This is a genomic window from Cupriavidus sp. C2SS-8b, from assembly GCF_057073745.1.
Genome location: NZ_CP172716.1, coordinates 1,638,339 through 1,657,039, shown reverse-complemented (window position 1 = coordinate 1,657,039; position 18,701 = coordinate 1,638,339). Strand labels below are relative to the sequence as shown.

The 18,701-nt window shown below is 66.9% G+C and carries 14 protein-coding genes and 2 pseudogenes; 11 read left to right on the top strand and 5 right to left on the bottom strand.

Annotated features, from left to right (window positions below; translation table 11 throughout):
- The first annotated feature begins 33 nt into the window (after positions 1-33).
- The 8 genes and pseudogenes from ACIGJB_RS07620 (at position 34) to pqqE (ending at position 6,964) form a co-directional block, all read left to right on the top strand.
- On the top strand, positions 34-822 hold the full coding sequence (locus ACIGJB_RS07620; RefSeq protein WP_483732088.1) for an enoyl-CoA hydratase/isomerase family protein: 789 nt from the start codon (positions 34-36) through the stop codon (positions 820-822).
- Positions 823-942: 120 nt separating this feature from the next.
- Positions 943-2,967: an acetyl/propionyl/methylcrotonyl-CoA carboxylase subunit alpha gene (locus ACIGJB_RS07615; RefSeq protein WP_483732087.1), complete on the top strand. Its 2,025-nt coding sequence runs from the start codon at positions 943-945 to the stop codon at positions 2,965-2,967.
- A 1-nt stretch (position 2,968) separates the two neighbouring features.
- Positions 2,969-3,910 carry a hydroxymethylglutaryl-CoA lyase gene (locus ACIGJB_RS07610; RefSeq protein ID WP_483732086.1) on the top strand — a complete coding sequence of 314 codons (942 nt, stop codon included), beginning with the start codon at positions 2,969-2,971 and terminating at the stop codon, positions 3,908-3,910.
- Positions 3,911-4,283: 373 nt separating this feature from the next.
- Positions 4,284-4,358: a pyrroloquinoline quinone precursor peptide PqqA gene (gene pqqA / locus ACIGJB_RS07605; RefSeq protein WP_012355514.1), complete on the top strand. Its 75-nt coding sequence runs from the start codon at positions 4,284-4,286 to the stop codon at positions 4,356-4,358.
- Between the two features lie 55 nt (positions 4,359-4,413).
- A pseudogene (locus tag ACIGJB_RS07600) lies at positions 4,414-4,845 on the top strand (MBL fold metallo-hydrolase); the annotation flags it as partial.
- A 20-nt stretch (positions 4,846-4,865) separates the two neighbouring features.
- Positions 4,866-5,558 carry a pyrroloquinoline-quinone synthase PqqC gene (gene pqqC / locus ACIGJB_RS07595; protein ID WP_483732085.1) on the top strand — a complete coding sequence of 231 codons (693 nt, stop codon included), beginning with the start codon at positions 4,866-4,868 and terminating at the stop codon, positions 5,556-5,558.
- Positions 5,555-5,830 (top strand): pyrroloquinoline quinone biosynthesis peptide chaperone PqqD, encoded by a 276-nt coding sequence (gene pqqD / locus ACIGJB_RS07590; protein WP_483732084.1) that lies wholly within the window; start codon positions 5,555-5,557, stop codon positions 5,828-5,830. The genes pqqC and pqqD overlap by 4 nt, the downstream gene beginning before the upstream one ends.
- Positions 5,757-6,964: pseudogene (pqqE, locus tag ACIGJB_RS07585) on the top strand (pyrroloquinoline quinone biosynthesis protein PqqE). Before pqqD ends, pqqE begins: the two are co-directional and overlap by 74 nt.
- A gap of 41 nt (positions 6,965-7,005) precedes the next feature.
- Here pqqE and ACIGJB_RS07580 read toward each other — a convergent pair.
- The 4 genes from ACIGJB_RS07580 to ACIGJB_RS07565 all read right to left on the bottom strand — a co-directional run bounded on the left by ACIGJB_RS07580 (position 7,006) and on the right by ACIGJB_RS07565 (position 13,833).
- Positions 7,006-9,165: a PQQ-dependent dehydrogenase, methanol/ethanol family gene (locus ACIGJB_RS07580; RefSeq protein ID WP_483732083.1), complete on the bottom strand. Its 2,160-nt coding sequence runs from the start codon at positions 9,163-9,165 to the stop codon at positions 7,006-7,008.
- A gap of 50 nt (positions 9,166-9,215) precedes the next feature.
- Positions 9,216-10,136, bottom strand: a complete 921-nt coding sequence (locus ACIGJB_RS07575; RefSeq protein ID WP_483732082.1) for a transporter — start codon at positions 10,134-10,136, stop codon at positions 9,216-9,218.
- 109 nt (positions 10,137-10,245) lie between these two features.
- On the bottom strand, positions 10,246-11,664 hold the full coding sequence (locus tag ACIGJB_RS07570) for an aldehyde dehydrogenase family protein (RefSeq protein WP_483732081.1): 1,419 nt from the start codon (positions 11,662-11,664) through the stop codon (positions 10,246-10,248).
- A gap of 279 nt (positions 11,665-11,943) precedes the next feature.
- Positions 11,944-13,833: a sigma-54-dependent Fis family transcriptional regulator gene (locus tag ACIGJB_RS07565; protein WP_483732080.1), complete on the bottom strand. Its 1,890-nt coding sequence runs from the start codon at positions 13,831-13,833 to the stop codon at positions 11,944-11,946.
- Positions 13,834-14,241: 408 nt separating this feature from the next.
- Between ACIGJB_RS07565 and ACIGJB_RS07560 the strand changes: the two genes are divergently transcribed.
- From ACIGJB_RS07560 to ACIGJB_RS07550, 3 genes are all read left to right on the top strand, one after another.
- Positions 14,242-14,553, top strand: coding sequence for a hypothetical protein (locus ACIGJB_RS07560; protein WP_483732079.1), 312 nt, complete (start codon positions 14,242-14,244; stop codon positions 14,551-14,553).
- A 135-nt stretch (positions 14,554-14,688) separates the two neighbouring features.
- Entirely contained in the window at positions 14,689-15,684 is a 996-nt protein-coding gene (locus tag ACIGJB_RS07555; RefSeq protein WP_483732078.1) for an acyltransferase, read from the top strand.
- 170 nt (positions 15,685-15,854) lie between these two features.
- Positions 15,855-16,835, top strand: coding sequence for a glutathione S-transferase family protein (locus ACIGJB_RS07550; protein WP_483732077.1), 981 nt, complete (start codon positions 15,855-15,857; stop codon positions 16,833-16,835).
- A 2-nt stretch (positions 16,836-16,837) separates the two neighbouring features.
- Here the strand turns inward: ACIGJB_RS07550 and ACIGJB_RS07545 are convergent, their stop codons facing one another.
- Complete coding sequence (locus tag ACIGJB_RS07545; protein WP_483732076.1) at positions 16,838-18,676, bottom strand: flavin monoamine oxidase family protein; 1,839 nt, start codon at positions 18,674-18,676, stop codon at positions 16,838-16,840.
- Positions 18,677-18,701: the final 25 nt, after the last annotated feature.

The window sequence follows — 18,701 nt, the reverse complement described above, 5'->3', positions numbered from 1 at the left end:
CCACCGACCGACGCTCACTCAAGCCAGACCGCCATGCAATTCACTACGCTTACCGTCACCATCGCCCGCCATGTGGCGACCGTCACGCTGAACCGTCCGGACGTGCGCAACGCGTTCAACGAGACCGTCATCGCCGAACTGACCGAGGCCTTCCGCGCGCTCGGCAGCAACGACGAAGTGCGGGCCATCGTCCTGGCCGGCAACGGCCCCGCCTTCTGCGCGGGCGCCGACCTGAACTGGATGAAGAAGATGGCCGGTTACTCGAACGACGAGAACCGCGCCGACGCTCTCGCGCTGGCGAAGATGCTGTACGCCATCTGGTCCTGCCCACGCCCCGTCATCGCGCGCATCCAGGGCGACACCTATGCCGGTGGCGTGGGCCTGGTGGCGGCTTGCGATATCGCGGTGGCCGCCGACCATGCGCACTTCTGCCTGTCGGAAGCTCGCCTGGGCCTGCTGCCCGCCACCATCAGCCCATACGTGATCCGCGCCATGGGCGAGCAGGCCTCGCGCCGCTACTTCATCACCGCCGAGCGTTTCGATGCCGCCGAAGCGCTGCGCCTGGGCTTCGTCCACGCCGTGGTGCCGGCTGACGCGCTCGACGCCAAGGTCGAGGAAATCTCGACGGCGCTGGTCGGCAACAGCCCCAACGCCGTGCGCGAGAGCAAGCGCCTGGTGCAGGAAGTCGCGGGTCGCATGATCGATGACGACCTGCTGGCCGATACGGCGGACCGCATCGCCGCCATCCGCGCCTCGGAAGAAGGCCGCGAAGGCGTGCGCGCCTTCCTGGAAAAGCGCTCGCCAGCCTGGAAGCCGGCTTAAGCCAAACGCGACACCCCTATCAAGTAAAACCCCCGGCAGCATGCCGAGGCAGCGCCTGCCCGCTGCCCGCATGCGGCAGCGGTCGCGGCTGACACCGCCCGCCCCTCCCCAGGAGAAACCATGTTCAACAAGATCCTGATCGCGAACCGCGGTGAAATCGCCTGCCGCGTCGCCGCCACCTGCCGCCGGCTGGGCATCCGTACCGTCGCGGTGTACTCGGACGCCGACGCCGATGCGCGCCACGTCGCCTTCTGCGATGAAGCCGTGCATATCGGCGGCGCCGCCGCGCGCGACAGCTACCTGCGCGCCGATCACATCATCGAGATGGCGAAGGAAACCGGGGCGCAGGCGATCCACCCCGGTTACGGCTTCCTCTCGGAGAACGAGGCCTTTGCCGAAGCCTGTGCCGCGGCGGGCCTCGTGTTCATCGGCCCGCCGGCCTCGGCCATCCACGCGATGGGCAGCAAGAGCGCAGCCAAGCAGTTGATGGAAAAGGCCTCGGTGCCTCTGGTGCCCGGCTATCACGGCGAAGACCAGGACCCGGCGCTGCTGCGGCGTGAAGCCGACCGCATCGGCTACCCGGTGCTGCTCAAGGCCAGCGCCGGCGGTGGCGGCAAGGGCATGCGCGTGGTGGAATCGGGCGACGCCTTTGAAGCCGCGCTCGCCTCCGTCAAGCGCGAGGCCTCCGCCAGCTTTGGCGACGACAAGGTCCTCGTCGAAAAGTACCTGACCCGCCCACGTCATATCGAGATCCAGGTTTTTGCCGATACCCACGGCGATTGCGTCTACCTGTTCGAACGCGACTGCTCGGTGCAGCGCCGCCACCAGAAGGTGCTGGAGGAAGCGCCCGCGCCGGGCATGACGGAAGAACGTCGCCGCGCGATGGGCGAGGCCGCCGTGGCCGCCGCGAAGGCTGTCGGCTATGTCGGCGCGGGCACGGTCGAGTTCATCGCCAACCAGGACGGCTCGTTCTACTTCATGGAGATGAACACGCGCCTGCAGGTCGAGCATCCGGTCACCGAGATGATCACCGGGCAGGACCTGGTCGAGTGGCAATTGCGCGTAGCGGCCGGCGAGCCGCTTCCGCTCAAGCAGGAACAGCTGCGCATTGACGGCCACGCGCTGGAAGCGCGCATCTACGCAGAGAATCCTGACAAGCAGTTCCTGCCTTCCACGGGCACGCTGCGGTTCCTGCGCACACCGCCCGCCGTACAGTTCATGCGCGGCGGCGATGCCCACGGCCCCGCCGGTGTGCGCATCGACTCGGGCGTGCGCGAGGGCGATACCATCAGCCCGTACTACGACCCGATGATCGCCAAGTTGATCGTCTGGGGAAAGGATCGCGACGAAGCCCTTGCGCGCATGCGCCAGGCACTGGCGTCGTATCACGTGGTTGGTTTGTCCACCAACGTGACATTCCTGCAGCGGCTGTTGAAATCCGAAGCGTTCCGTACGGCCGATCTCGACACCGGCCTGATCGAACGCAACGAGGCCACCCTGTTCCCTGCGCCGGCACCGGTCGGCATGGAGATCATCGCACTGGCGACCGCCGCGCTGCTCGACCGCGAAACGCGCGAGCGCCGCAGCGACGCGGCCGACCGGCATTCGCCGTGGACGCATGCCGGCGCGTGGCGGCTCAATGACGCAGGCAACACGACTTACCGTCTGCAAAGCGCTGACGGCGACATCGATGTCGCCGTGCGCAGCGAAGCCGGCCGCCAGCGCCTGAGTGCCGGCGGCAAGACCCTGCCGTTCCGCGCATCGCTGCGCGACGGCGTGCACACCGTCGACCTTGGCGAGCGCACCGTCAAGGGACAGGTCCATATCGAAGGCGACACGCTGCACGTGTTCAGCGGCGAAGCACAGTGTTCGCTCGTAGTGGTGGATCCGCTGCTGCATGCCGGCGAAGCCGAGAGCGAAGGCGGCAAGCTGGCCGCGCCGATGCCGGGCCGCATTATTGCGGTGATGGTCGAGGCCGGCACCACCATCAACAAGGGCGATGCGCTGATCGTCATGGAAGCCATGAAGATGGAGCACACGCTGACCGCGCCGGCAGGCGGCACCGTGCAGGAAGTGCTGTACGCCGTCGGCGACCAGGTCCAGGAAGGCGCGCAACTGGTTACGCTGGAACAGGAGGCTGCCTGACATGGAACGCAACGCCCCTGCTGTTCCCCAGTCCCTTGCGCTGCCCGAGTCCGTCAAGATCGTCGAGGTGGGTCCGCGCGACGGGCTGCAGAACGAAGCGCGCCACGTGCCGGCCGCGGTCAAGGTGGAACTGGTCAATCGCCTGAGCGAAGCCGGCTTCGCCAATATCGAGGCGGCGTCCTTTGTCTCGCCGAAGTGGGTACCGCAGATGGCCGATGGTGCCGAGGTCATGGGCGCCATCGCGCGCCGTGCCGGCACGGTCTATTCGGCGCTGACGCCCAACATGAAGGGCTTCGAAGCGGCACTGGCCGCCGGTGCCGGCGAGGCAGTGATCTTCGGCGCCGCCAGCGAAGCGTTTTCCCAGCGCAATATCAATTGCTCGGTGGCCGAATCGATCGCGCGCTTCGAGCCGGTGGCCGCCGCAGCCAAGGCGGCGGGCCTGCGCCTGCGCGCCAGCATTTCGTGCGCGCTCGGCTGCCCTTATGAAGGTGAGATCGCGCTCGACAAGGTTGCCGAGGTCGTCGCCCGCATGCGCGACCTGGCCTGCGACGAGATCGATATCGCCGACACCATCGGCGTGGGCACGCCGCTGCGCACGCAGGCCGTCATGGAGGCCGCCGCGCAAGTCTTCCCTCGCGAGCGGCTGGCCGGGCATTTCCACGATACCTATGGCCAGGCGCTGCCCAATATCCTCGCCAGCCTGCAAGCAGGTATCCGCATCTTCCACGCCTCGGTTGGAGGCCTTGGCGGTTGCCCTTACGCGAAGGGGGCTTCGGGCAATGTGGCGACGGAAGACCTGCTTTACATGCTGCATGGCATGGGCATCCATACCGGCATTGATCTCGACACGGTCAAACAGGCCGGCGCCTTTATATCTGAGGCGATCGGACGGCCTTATGGCTCGCGCGTCGGCAAGGCGCTGCTTGAGCGCGGCTGCCGGTAAGGCAACGCCCTCAGCCGGGCCGCCGCGCCCGGTTGTACCTTTCCTCACCTACTCTCCTTTCGTCTCGCCGGCCGGCGCTTGCCGCCAGCCGTGCGAGACGCACGTGTTTCATCCCAATCCGCTGCACTCTCCCTGCACGCTGCGCGAATCGGCGCTTGCATGCACACGCGTTAGGTGTCTCGTTTTCAGACAGCTGCCCCATCCTGAAACAACACTGAGACACCCCGCTGCGACAGGTGCGCAGGCGTCGGCCATGTCCGCGCGGTAAATCCGCGTTCCGGTGCCCGGCATGGTTGTTGCACCGTTCGGCATGCAGGTCTTGCTGTCATCGTGGCGGCAAGACCTGCCCATGCCAACAAACCACGGAGACAGCATGACCTGGACCACCCCCGCCTATACCGAACTGCGCCTGGGCTTCGAGATCACGATGTACATCGCGAACCGATAGTCACGATCGTTGCATCAGGGCAGCCGGCACCCTGCCGGCTGCCGCCCGACAGCCTATGACAACGTTACGCATACTGGGGTCCGCCGCCGGCGGCGGCTTCCCGCAGTGGAACTGCAACTGCCGCAATTGCGACGGCGTGCGGCACGGCACCGTGCGCGCGCTGCCGCGCACGCAATCTTCGCTGGCGATCACCGGCAACGGGACCGACTGGCTGCTGGTCAACGCCTCCCCGGACATCCTGTTGCAGGTGCGCCAGGCGCCGGCATTGCAGCCCGGCAGGCAGGCGCGCGACACCGGCATCGCCGCGGTGCTGCTGATGGATGCGCAGATCGACCATGTCGCCGGTCTGCCGATGCTGCGCGAGCACCAGCGGCGCCTGCCGCTCTACGCCACGGCGCCGGTGCTGAACGATCTTGCCTCTGTGTTCCCGCTGACACGGGTCCTTTCACACTACTGCGGCGTGGATGCGCGCATGGTGCCTCTGGACCACGGCATGGAACTGACGCTATGACACACGCCATACCGTGGCATGCCGCCGAGTTCGAGGCGCGCCTGCGCGCCCGGCAGGCCGGCTACCACATCCACCACCCGTTCAGCCGGCGCATGGCGGCGGGGGAATGCTCGCCGGACCAGATCCGCGGCTGGGTGGCCAACCGGTTCTACTACCAGGCCTGCATCCCGCTGAAGGATGCGGCCATCCTGTCCAACTGCGAAGACCGCGACACACGCCGCGAATGGGTCACCCGTATTCTGGACCACGACGGCAGCGGCGCCGAACCGGGCGGCATCGAAGCCTGGCTGCGGCTCGGCGAGGCCGTCGGCCTGAGCCGCGAGGCGCTGTGCGCGCACAGCCTTGTGCTGCCCGGGGTGCGCTTTGCCGTCGACGCCTATGTCAGCTTCGCGCGCCGCGCGCCATGGCAGGAAGCTGTCTGTTCTTCGCTGACGGAGATGTTCGCCCCGGAGATCCACCGCGAGCGCCTGGCCGGCTGGCCGCAGCACTATCCGTGGATAGAAGCGCACGGGCTGGCCTATTTCCGTTCGCGCATCCCGCTCGCCCAGCGCGACGTGGCCCATGGCCTGCGCGTCACGCTTGGATATTTCACCACGGCCGCGCAGCAGCAGCGCGCGCTCGACATCCTGCAGTTCAAGCTCGACATCCTGTGGTCGATGCTCGACGCCATCCAACAGGGGTATCCATGACTGCTCTCGCCACCACCGCCACCGCCACGCCCGCGCTGCGCCGGATGTTCCGCCTGCAATGGGAAAACGCCCAGCAGAGCTGGGTCCTGCTCTATCCGGAAGGCCTGGTCACGCTGAACCTCAGCGCGGCCGCCATCCTGCACCGCTGCGACGGCAGCCGCACGGTCGCGCAGATCATCGACGAGCTGCAGGCCGCGTATGCGCAGGCCGACCTGTCCGCGGACGTACACGCCTTTGTCAGCCACGCCGCCGGACGCGGCTGGCTTGCCTGAACCATGCCGCCGCATATTCCGGCGCCGCTATGGCTGCTCGCGGAGCTCACCTACCGCTGCCCGCTGCACTGCGCGTTCTGCTCCAACCCGGTCGACTACGCGCGGCATGGCGCCGAAATGTCCACTGGCGAATGGTGCGACGTCCTGACCCAGGCGCGCGCGCTCGGCGCGGTGCAGCTGGGCCTGTCGGGCGGCGAGCCGCTGATGCGCAAGGACCTGCAGGCGCTGGTGGCGCATGCGCACCGGCTGGGCTTCTACACCAACCTCATCACATCGGGGATCGGCCTCACCGCGGAGCGGCTGGGCGTGCTGCGCAAGGCCGGACTGGACCACATCCAGCTTTCGTTCCAGGACTCCACGCGCGAACTCAATGACTTCCTGTCCAGCACGCGCACCTTCGACCTGAAGCGGGACGTTGCGCGCATGATCAAGGAGCAGGGGTATCCCATGGTGTTGAACTGCGTGCTGCACCGCTACAACCTTGCGCACGTGGAAACCATCATCGAGATGGCCCTGCAGATGGGCGCCGAGTACCTGGAACTCGCCAATACGCAGTACTACGGCTGGGCCTGGCACAACCGGCTGGCCCTGATGCCCACCGGGGAACAGCTGCGCGAGGCGGAGGCCGTGGTCAATGCCTGCCGCGCGCGCATTGGCAATCGCTGCCACATCGTGTTCGTGGTGCCCGACTACTTCGGCGAGCGGCCGAAGAAATGCATGAACGGCTGGGGCACCACGTTCCTGGGCGTGGCGCCGGACGGCACCGCCTTGCCCTGCCACGCCGCGCGCATGCTGCCGGGCCCCGCGCTGCCCAATGTCGCGCGCCAGCCGCTGCGCGATATCTGGTACGGCAGCGAAGCCTTCCAGCGCTTCCGCGGCACCGGCTGGCTGCCAGAGCCGTGCCGCACGTGCGACGAACAGGAGCGGGATCTCGGCGGCTGCCGCTGCCAGGCCTACTTGCTGACCGGCGATGCCGGCAGGACCGATCCCGCCTGCAGCCGCTCGGCCGACCATGGCACGCTGCGTGAGGTGGTGCTGCATGGACGGGCGGCCGCACTGGCGGCACCGGCACCGGCATCGGCACCGCTGGTCTTCCGCACGGATGCCAACTCACGCCTGCTTGCCGGTGAATAGCGTGCCTGGGGCGCCGATGGCGCCCCAGGGTCCTGCCACGGCTACGGCTTCTTCGGCCGCACCGCGTCAGCAGTGCCAAGGATAAAGGCCTGGATCTTGGCTACGTCGTCGGCCGTCAGCTTGCCCGTGAAGTCAGGCATGCCCTTCTGCACGAACGGTCCGTTGAACACGAACTTGTCCAGGTGCTCGATGACGGGGGCGCCGACATAGCCCAGGTTGGGGATATTGCCGCCCTTGTCCACGCCTGGCACGCCATGGCAGAACACGCAGTTGTTGACGTAGAGCTTCTGCCCTTCCTGCACCTTGCCCGCGTCGTACTTGACGCCTGAAACCAGCTCCGCCATCGGGTACGGCGTGGAAGCCGGCGCCTTGGCCTTGCCGCCGACGGCAAAGGTGTAAACCGTGCCAGGCGCCTGGCGGTCGGTGGAACGCGTACTCAGGCCGAATACACCGCCCCAGCCGACCGCGATCGACACGTACTGCTTGCCATCGACGAGGTAAGTCACAGGCGGCGCCACCACGCCGGTGCCGGTCGGCGTTTCCCACAGCTTCTCGCCAGTCTTTGCGTGATACGCGACGAAGCGGCCATCGGCGGTGCCCTGGAATACCAGGTCCCCGGCCGTGGCCAGTGTCCCGCCATTCCATGGCCCGGTGTAGTCCTGGTGCCAGACCGCCTTCTGCCGGACCGGATCCCACGCGATCAGCCGGCCCATGGGCTTGCTCTTCGGCGGCTCCGCGTTGACCAGCATGCCAAGGTTCCAGCCGACGCCGCGATGGGGCTCGAGCGAATCCTTCTGGTTGTGTTCCCAGCCCTTGTCGTCGATCAGCGTCAGCGGCACATGCTGGGCCGGGATATAGGCCAGCCCGAGGCGCGGGTTGAACGACATCGCATGCCAGTTGTGCGCGCCAAATGGGCCGGGCACGACATCGACGGGCTTGCCCGAGGTATCGGCGAGCGGCGTTTCGATCGGACGCCCGTCCTTGTCGTAGCCCGAGGCCCAGTTCACGTCGACGAAGTTCTTCGCCGAGATGAATTTGCCGTTGGTCCGGTCGATCACGAAGAAGAACCCGTTCTTGGGCGCATGCAGGATCACCTTGCGCGGCTTGCCGTCGATCTGCAGGTCGGCAAGGATGATGTCCTGCGTCGAGGTGTAGTCCCAGTTGTCGCCCGGCGTTTCCTGGTAGTGCCAGACATACTCGCCCGTGTCGGGGTTGAGCGCCACCACCGACGCCACGTAGAGGTTGTCGCCGCCCTTTGGGCTGCGTGCCTTGCGGTTCCAGGGACCTGCATTGCCGGTGCCGATGTACATCAGGTTCAGGTCGGGGTCGAAGGCCATGGTGTTCCACACCGTGCCGCCGCCGCCGTTGACCCAGTACTTGCCCGATGGGTCCCAGGTGGCCGCGGCCTTGGCCATGGCCTCGTTCTCGAACGGCTGGGAAGGATCGCCCGGCACCGTGAACCAGCGCCACTGCTGCGCGCCGGTCTCGGCATCGTAGGCCGTGATGTAGCCGCGCACGCCGTACTCGGCGCCACCGTTGCCGATGATGACCTTGCCCTTGTACACGCGCGGCGCGCCGGTGATGGTATAGGAATGGCTGTGGTCGACGATGGTGTCCTGCTCCCACGCCTTCTTGCCGGTGGCGGCGTCGATGGCCACCAGGCGGCCGTCGAACGCGCCGACGAAGACCTTGCCCTTGTAGAGCGCCACGCCGCGGTTCACCACGTCGCAGCAGCCCTTGTAGCCCTGGTCGCGCGGCACCTTGGGATCATAGGTCCAGAGTGTCTTGCCGGTGCGCACGTCGATGGCATGGACCACGCTCCACGGCGCGGTCACGTACATCACGCCGTCCACGACCAGCGGCGTGGCCTCCACGCCGCGCGTGGACTCCAGGTTGTAGGACCAGACCAGGCCCAGGTTCTTCACGTTGGCGGCGTTGATCTGGTCCAGCTTGCTGAAGCGGGTTTCGCCGTAGTCCAGCCCGTAGGTCGGCCAGTTCGGCGTGGCGGCCTCATTCGCGCGGATGGCCGCGCCATCCACGCGCGCGGCGCCGGCGCGCATCTTCTGGGCCGTCGCCGGCCTGCTGTCCGCGCCTTGCGCGGGCAAGCCCGCCAAGGCCAGCACGGCGACGGCAACGCTGCCCAGTACCAGGCCGCACACACCGCGTGCCTGACTGCGGGAACGCATTCGGGGGTTGTTCATCGTTGTCTCCTCTTTCATTCGTGGCGTTCTTTCTGACTGCGAACTGGACCCTAGAATACCTTGAGCAAGCGGAAATTGAAGCGGTTATTCTCCATGGGGCCGCTGTGCACGGACATGTCCTGCCCATACGTGCCCAGCACCTGCAAGGTGGGTGTCGGGAACCAGGCGAAGCCAACCGAGAATTTCGACGTATTGGTGCGGTCGTTGCGCGATACGCCATTGACCGAGGTCTCGCCGCCGAACGTGTAAGACAGGCCTCCGCGGATGTCGAACGTGTCGGTGAAGTGGTAGCGCAGCCACGCTTGCCCCTGCGTCAGCGCGTCCTGCCGCAATGTGGCCGATGACGGACCGTACTTGGTGTTATTGCCGAACACCGTCACGTCTGCAGCCAGGTCCAGCGTCACCTTGTCGGCCAGCGGCGCGATATAGCCGGCCTGCAGCGTGAACTTCCAGCGGTTCTCGCCGAGGTTGAGGGGCTTGTCCTTGTCATAGGTGCCCACAGGCACGTACAGGAACGGCGTGATGCCGAAGTACTGCTTCTTTTCCGGCCGGTTCACGAGCCAGACCGTCGACGCCAGGATCAGGTCGCCCACGCCGCTCGCGCTGCCGAGCGCGGACAGGTTGTCGGAGGCGCGCAGCTTGCCGAACGGCAGCACGAACTGCGGGTCGATGGTAAAGCCGCCGACTTCCATGAAGCGCACGTAGCGCACGATGCCGACATCCGAATCCAGGCTGCCGCCCAGGACCTTGTTGCCGTCGGCATAGACGCGGTTACGCGCCACGTGCTGGTAATACAGCAATCCCAGGTTGGTACCCGCCGGCAAGGCAGTGTAGTCGCCGGCTTCCACGTCGAGGGCGTGGGCCGGCGCGGCCAGTGCCAGCAGCACGGCCGCACCGGTCGATTGCAATGTCCTGCTGATCCTGCGTGGCGTGCGCGATCCACGGCTACGCGCCGTCAATGCTTGAAGCATGTCTCCTCCAGTCTTGTTCAGGTCTTTTATGTCGGCCACGGCCGCGCCGCGGCGCCTGCGCCGGGCGGGCCGCAACCGTGTACCGTCGGTACCTGGTGCGCGTGGCGGCTCAGGCCGCCAGCTGTCGTGCGACGTTGATGACGCTGAGTTGCGCGTACTCGGCGAGGCCTTCGGCGCCGAACTCCACGCCGACGCCTGACTCCTTGGCGCCCACCAGCGGAATGTGCGGACCGAAGTGCAGATGCTGGTTCACCCAGGCCGTGCCGACCTGCAGGCGCATGGCGACTTCGCTGGCGCGTTCCTGGTCGGCCGACCATACCGAGCCGCCCAGCCCGTAGGGCGAGGCATTGGCGCGCGCCACGGCCTCATCGATGGAGTCGAATTTCAGCACCGGAAGGATCGGCGCGAACTGCTCCTGCGCGACGAGTTCGTTCTGGTCGTCCAGATCGCGCACGATCGTGGGCGCGACGAAGAACCCGTCGCCCTTTAGCAAGGCGCCGCCGGCCAGGATCGTGCCGTCGCGCCGTGCCGCGGCAAGGAAACGCCCGGCCTTGTCGTACTGCATGGCGTTCTGCAGCGGGCCCATCGTCACGCCATCGTTCGCGCCGTTGCCGATGACGGCCTTGCCGGCGAGGTCTGCCAGCGCTTCGCAGAGCCGGTCGTGGACCGATGCATGCACGTAGAGCCGTTTCAGCGCCAGGCACACCTGCCCGCAGTTGTAGAACGCGCTGCCGTAGATCCTGGGAGCGATGTCTTCGACGCTGGCATCGTCCAGCACAATCGCCGCGTCGTTGCCGCCCAGCTCCAGCGTCACGCGCTTGAGACCGGGGCCCGCACTGGCCATGACCTTCTTGCCGGTTGCGGTCGACCCCGTGAACGAGACCTTGGCAATGTCGGGATGCGAGGTCAGGAAGTCGCCCAGGTCATTGGCATCGGTGATGATATTGACCACGCCCGCCGGAAAGATGTCCTTCATGATCGCGCCCATCTGCAGCGTGGCTACCGGTGTGGTGGGCGCGGGCTTGAGCACTACGGTATTGCCCATCAGCAGCGCCGGGGCCAGCTTGTAGGCGGCGATCATCACCGGGAAATTCCACGCCACGATGGCCGCGACCACGCCCAGCGGCTTGTGGTGCAGCTCGATACGGTGCGTGGCATCGTCCTGCACGACCGACACCGGCAGGCTCAGGCCGGCGAGGTGGCGCACGAATGCCTGCGCGTATTCCAGTTCCTGCCGCGCCTCGGCCAGCGGCTTGCCCTGTTCGAGCACCAGCAACGTGGCCAGGTCTTCGGTGTTGGCCTGCAGTGCTTCGGCAAAGCGCAGCAACAGCGTGCGCCGCAGCGACAGCGGCAACGATCCCCAACCAGGCTGTGCGGCCTTGGCCGCCGCCACGGCCATTTCCGCTTCGCGCTCGGTGGCACGCGTAACCGTGGCAAAGACACTGCCCGTGGCGGGGTTGACGACGTCCAGGGTGGCGCTTCCCTGTACCAGCTTTCCGTTGATCAGCAGTCCTGCATGGGTCTGCATGGCTTGTCTCCTCTTTCTGCTTTGTCCGTCGGGACGCGACCGCTTCCATGCCGTCGGTAGAGTGACCGGCATTGCGTGAAGCCTGAAGCGGCGCGCCCACAACACAATGCAATGGGCGTGCCTGCACGGCGAAAGACGGACTAAAGAGGATTTGCGGCCGGGAAACGCGGGTTTTCGGAGGGATCGGCCGCGCACTGTCTCAGGTTGAGGCAATCAGCCTGAGACAGTCGAAGCAGTTTGAGGCAGCTTGAGGCAGGCCCCAGAAAGCTTCAGGCAGCGCTATTGCGCCTTGCCTTGCGCCAGCTTCCGGTACAGCGTTGCGCGCGAGATGCCCAGGGCCTTGGCCGCCCTGGAGCGGTTGCCGCCAAGTTCGGCGAGCGTGAGCTCGATCATCTGGCTCTGCACGTCGGCCAGGCGCGTGGGCAGGCCTGCGGCTGGCGGCACCGGCGCGGCACTGGTGCCGAGAGCCGATTCGAGCCAGCTTTCATCGAGATGCTCGCGCCGGATCAGCGTGCCTTCTCCCGACAACGCGACGGCCGTGCGCAACACCTGGTGCAGCTCGCGGACATTGCCCGGCCACGCGTGGGACATCAGCAAGGCCATCACATCGGCGTCCAGCAACTTGTCGCGCCCGTGTGACAGGCCCGCCAGCGTGCTGCCGATCAGTTCCGGCAGATCGGTGCGCTCGCGCAGCGCGGGGATGCGCACCGACATCCCGTTGAGCCTGAAGAAAAGGTCTTCGCGAAACACGCCCTCGCGCACGAGTTCGTGCAGGTTGCGGTGGGTGGCGCAGATCACGGAGATATCGACCGCCACCGGCTTGCCGGCGCCCACGCGCGTGACGCTGCGCTCCTGCAGCACGCTGAGCAGGCGCGTCTGCAGTGCCAGCGGCATATCGCCGATTTCATCGAGGAACAGCGTGCCCTGGTTGGCCTGCTCGATCTTGCCCGCGCAACCGCCCTTGCGGCTGCCGGTGAAGGCGCCATCGGCATAGCCGAACAATTCAGCCTCGATCAGGCCTTCAGGAATCGCGGAGCAGTTCAGCGAGACAAAGTTGCCGTCGGGCCGGCTGGCATCGTGCAGCGCGCGCGCCAGCATGCTCTTGCCCGAGCCGGTCTCGCCGAGCAGGATCAGCGGCACCTGTTCGCGCACCGCCATGACCGCCTTGCCAAACACGCGGCCAAGCGCGGCATCGCCGATGACCTGCGACGCGGCCGCGGCTGCGCATGCCTTGCCCGGGTATGATGCCACGCGCCTGCCTGCCGTGTCCGCGGTGGCGACATGCAGTCGTTCACCTGCGGGCGTATGCACCATTGCCTGCGCGCCCGCGTCTAGCCCGCGCAGGCCGCCGACGAAGAGGCTGTCGACCTCCGCCACGCCGAACTCGGCGCCCGACAGGTGCAGCATCTGGCGCGCCGCCCGGTTGGCCGCGACGATCACGCCATCCTCCGACAGCGCGATGACGCCCTCGACCGGCGTCTGCAACATCCGGTAGTCGTGGTGCAGGCGGACCACACGGCAGCCAGGCAACCGTTCGAAAGTGCGGTTGCCGATCGACAAGGCCGCCGCCTGGACGCGCGACAGCGCGTAGCGAGGCAGATCGACGCCGAAACCCGTGATATCAAGCACGCCGATAAGGCGTTCGTGGCAATCCAGGATGGGGGCGGCCGCACAGACCACGTCGACGAGCTCATGCAGATAATGCTCGCCGCGGCGGATCTCCACGCCGTGGCCATCGCTGTCCTCCAGCACGCAACCCGGCGCGTTGGTGCCGATGTCGTCCTGGGCAAACTGCCGACCGTGCTGCAATGGCGACGGCCCGGCGGGGCCGGCGCCCAGGCGGCCGTGCGAAGCCACGATCATGCCTTGCGTATTCGTGCACAGGACGATCCAGTGCTGCGACGGGAATGCGCCGGCGAGGATCTCCATATCGGTGCCGGCCATCTCGATGAGCACCCGGTTCTCTTCTTCGGCACGCCGCCATTGGCTGCGCGTGACGATGTCCGAAAACAGTACGCGCTGGTCCGGCCGCACGCCGGCCTTCACGGCGCGCTGCCACGATCGGACGATCACGTCGGGAACGATGCCGGCAGGCACGTCCTTGCCGTCAAGGAAATCGCGCCGCGCACGCCATGCGTCGCCGGCCACTGCGCTCGATGCAAGGGGCATTACATTGTCTCCGTTGGCCAGCGCCCCGCGACGCCATGATGGCGCGCCGGCGCTGCTGTCATGCCGGCCTTCGTACGAGGCCGGTCGCACTTCTCGGCGCAAGGCACTGTTGCCAGGCCAATGCGCAAACTCGACCGTACTTTAAGGGGCGCCTGACGCGATTTCAAGACGACAAAGCGCCATGGTGGCGCCTTTTGTACAAGAAGAGAACGCGAAGGGCCGCGCTACCGCGAAGGGTGTCTCAGAATGAGACAGATGGCGACAGACGCCATGCAACGCCGGCGCCGCATGCGGCGGCAGGCACTGGAGTTTTGTGGCCGGTACGCATAGGCTAGGAGCGCATCCGGCAAGCATCGCCGACGGAACGATGGCAGACCCCGCCTGATGCCCGAGCACAAGGAGGCCCATATGAAGATCGTTGCCGCACTGGCCATCGCCGCACTGGTACCGATGGCCGCTCACGCCGCCGGCCCCGCGAATCCGGCGGACCGCTACGACTACAACATGCGCAGCCCCAACCAGGGCGGCGCCGCTGCTGATCCCCAGCGCTCCACCAACAAGGACGGCTATGTTCCCGACACCCAGCGTGCCGGCGACAAGTTCGATCCGTACACGCAAGGCGCCAGGCAGGAAACTGCCTCGTCCCTGGCCGATGACAAGGACACGCAGCCCAAATCGTCGGGCAAGTCACATAGCCACAAGAAGGCGCCTGCCAAATAACTCGCGCCTGCCAGGTAATTCGCGCCTGCCAGCTAACTCGTAATCCTTGCGGCCACCATCGCAATTTCGACTGCATCGGATCCGACTTGATCCCGCGCAAACCCTTGCGGGCATTGCGCAGCCAAACTTCCGTGCATGAAATCGACCCCTTCCCCAGCCAGCGCCGGCAGCGCCCTTGCTGCCGGCCAGGCCGCCAAGAACGGCAACAATTCCCGCCAACGCACATCACGTCCCCCATGGCATAGCTGGCCGCTCGGCGCCGCGAGCCTGCTCGTGCTGGCGCTCAACACGCTGTTCTGGTGCCTGCTGATGTTCCCGTTCGCGCTGCTCAAGCTGGCCTTGCCGATGCCCGGCGCCAGGCGGCGTATCGATCCCGTGCTCAATGCCATCGCCCGCGCATGGATCACCTGCAACGGCGCGTGGTTCGGCGCGATCCAGCGCCATCCCTGGGACGTTGACGGCGTGGCCGGCCTGAAACGATCCGACTGGTATCTCGTCAACTGCAACCACCAGTCGTGGGTCGACATTTTCGTGCTGCAGCGCGCGCTCAACGGCCGGGTTCCGCTGCTGAAGTTCTTCCTCAAGCAACAACTGCTCTACGTGCCGGTCATCGGCCTGGCGTGGTGGGCGCTGGACTTTCCTTTCATGAAGCGCCACACGCGCGCGCAGTTGCGCCGCAAACCCCAACTCCGGCGCGAGGACCAGGACACCGCGCGCCGTGCGTGCGAGAAATTCTCGCTGTCGCCCACCAGCGTGATGGTGTTCACCGAAGGCACGCGTTTCACCGAAGCCAAGCGCGTGGCGGAGGCTTCGCCGTATCGGCACCTGCTCAAGCCAAAGGCCGGCGGCCTCGCCGTGACCATCAACGCCATGGGCAACCGTTTTCGCGCGATGCTCGATGCGACCATCGTCTATCCGCATGGCGCGCCGAGCTTCTGGCAATTTGCCTGCGGACGCACTGGCCCGGTCATCGTGCGCGTGCATCAGCTGCCGATTCCACCGGCTTTCTGCAACGCCGACTACGGCACCGACTCCGCCTTTCGCAGCGAATTCCATCGCTGGCTCGCGCAGCAATGGGAGGACAAGGACACGGAGATCGACCGCCTGCTAACGCAGGCGAACGACCGCTGAGGTTCGCGTAACGCGACGCCACGTCGCCCGACCCTGCCGTCATCTCGTTCAAAGCAGTCGAACGACTTGCTCGGGAAAATCGTAGGGAAAGCTGGCCAGAATCGCTCACCATGTCGGCATAGGCGCGCAAGGCAGCAGCACGGCGTGCGCATTCCGTCAGGGAGCAACACATGGGACTTCTGGTGAATGGCCAGTGGCAGGACAAGTGGTATGACACCGACGCCACCGGCGGACGTTTCGTGCGCAAGGACGCCGCCTTCCGCAACTGGATCACGGCCGATGGCAGCGCCGGGCCGTCGGGAACCGGCGGCTTCGCCGCGCAGGCCGGACGCTACCACCTGTACGTGAGCCTGGCCTGCCCGTGGGCACACCGCACGCTGATCATGCGGCGACTCAAGGGGCTGGAAGACAGGATCGGCGTTTCGGTGGTGCACTGGCTGATGCGCGAAGAAGGCTGGACCTTCGCCGATGGGCCCGGCGTGGTGCCGGACACGGTCAACCATGCACGCGTGCTGCACCAGGTCTATACGGCAGCGGATCCGCAGTACAGCGGCCGCGTCACGGTGCCCGTGCTATGGGACCGGCAGCGCGCCACGATCGTCAGCAACGAGTCCTCCGAGATCCTGCGCATGATGAACAGCGCGTTCGACGCGATTGGCGCAACGCCCGGCGACTACTACCCCGCCGAGCTGCGCGCGGAGATCGACACGGTCAACGCGCGCATCTACGACACCGTCAACAACGGCGTGTACAAGGCCGGCTTCGCGACCTCGCAGGCGGCCTACGAAGAAGCGGTCTGGCCGTTGTTCGAATCGCTCGACTGGCTCGAAGCCACGCTGGCGACGCAGCGCTACCTGGTCGGCAATCGCCTGACGGAAGCCGATATCCGCCTGTTCACCACGCTGGTCCGCTTCGACCCGGTCTATGTCGGACACTTCAAGTGCAATCTGCGACGTATCGCGGACTATCCGGCGCTGTCCGGCTTTGTGCGCGATCTCTACCAGCACCCCGGCATTGCCGGCACCGTGAACTTCGAGCACATCAAGCGCCACTACTACGAAAGCCATCGCACGCTGAATCCGGCTGGCGTCGTGCCCGCCGGGCCGGTGCTGGACCTTGCCGCGCCACATGGGCGCGAACGACTGGGCTGACTTCAGCCCGCCAGACGGTCCACGGCGCGCCGGCCTTGTGCCACAGCAGCAGTCAGCGACGGGCTGCCCGCGCTGTCGCTGCCCGCGAAACTCACGTTGCCGACACCCGCCGGCGATGCCCACGTCGCCGGGTCTTCTCCGGCTAGCGTGTCCGGCCGATAGCTGTAGCCATGCGCCCAGCGGTTGACGGTGATGGCGCGGATCACATCCTTCGAAGCGAATCCCGCCGGCCCGAGCATTCTGTCGAGCTGCGTGCGGATGCTGCGCTCGAGTTCGCTGAACGGCGTGCCCAACAGGAATGCGCGGCCCGCGCGGAAGCGCTCGCGCGCACTCATGCCGCTGTCGGGCACCGTCGGCACGTACAGCATGTGCAGAACCGCGGGATCGCCCGGGCTTGTGCCGGCAGGCGGCTCCAGCCAGAGGTCGGTATAGGCCATGGCCGGCGCATGGATGCGCCGCGTCTTGAGCGCGGCAAACGCGCGCCAATGATCGAGCGCCACCTTGGTGTAGACCAGCGGCGCCTTCACTTCGCCGCGCAACGTGTCACGTTCCGCGGCCGGCAGTGACGGCATCAGGTACGGCACCATCATGTTCCAGCCCGCCAGCACCACGTGGCGCGCTTCCACACGATGAAGATTGCCGCGCCAGCCGTAGGTGACTCGCGTGATCGGGCCATCGGGGTCCACGGCGATGGCGGTAGCTTCCAGCCGCAGCCGTACCGGGGCGCCGTCCTGATCCAGTCGCGCGTAGTCAAAGGCCGCGTTCACGATATCCGTGGGGCGCGCCACCTTTGCCACGCCGGGAATCAGCTTCTGCACCAGCAGCCGCGCCAGCGAGGCGTTGCCGTCCGGAAACCATAGCCGCGAGGCTGGCGATTTGCCCAGGCGCGGGTCCACCGCCGGCGCCGGCATGCCGGCGCCCGCTGGCAGGCCGATGCCGATGGCGTCGGCCACGCTGATGCCGTCCGCATCGAGCGCAAAGGCATCGTTGCTGCGGCTGCGCAGGAAGCGCTGCCCGGCCAGCCCGATGCCAGCCTTGTCGCGCAGGAACGCCGCATAGCGCGTGCTGCGAAGATAGGCGGCGCGTTCTCCGGCAGCCATGCCCGGCAGGTAGTGGGTGCCACCATCGGCAAGCCGCGCCAGTGCCGCGCGGTCCTGCGGCGGCAACGGCGCGGCATCCAGGAAACGCCTGAGCGCGGCAGCGTCCGGCGCGGCGACGCCCTGCCGCCCGCCGCGCGCGTCGACCAGTTCACCAAACGGATCCCCGCCGAGCCACTGGTCGCGGCCGAAATGGTCAGAATCGAAGAACACCGCGCGGCCCATGCCGAGCGCGGCGTAGGGGTCCGCCGGCTCGGCCAGCGGCGCGCGCGCCGCGTCGAGGCCAAGCCCGCCGAGCAATTCGCGCATGGCGGCGTCCGCTGCCGCGGTGGGCGGCATTTCCGCGCTGCCGCCATAGGTCACCAGCCGCTTGCCGCGCACCGTGAACTCATTGCGCTTGGCGTGGCCGCCGAAGTCGTCGTGATTGTCGAGGATCAGGATGCGCTTGCCCGGGCCAAAGCGGCGCTGGTAGAACCACGCCGCCGCCAGGCCGCTCAGGCCGCCGCCGACCACCACCAGGTCGAAGGCTTCGTGGGCCATCACGGTGGGGTACTTCGCGCCCTCGCGCGCCAGGCTGTGGGCCAGCGTAAAGGTCCCGGCATGATTGCCGCGCAAGCCCGTCAGCGCCGGCGGATAGGCCGCGCCGGGCTGCCCCTGCGCCGCGGCCAGCAGTTGCGCGGGGGCCATGCCAGCGGCAATGGCCAGCGCGGTGCCGTTCAGGAAATCTCTGCGCGAAATCGTCATGGGTCGTCGTGGCGGGTTCAGCGGG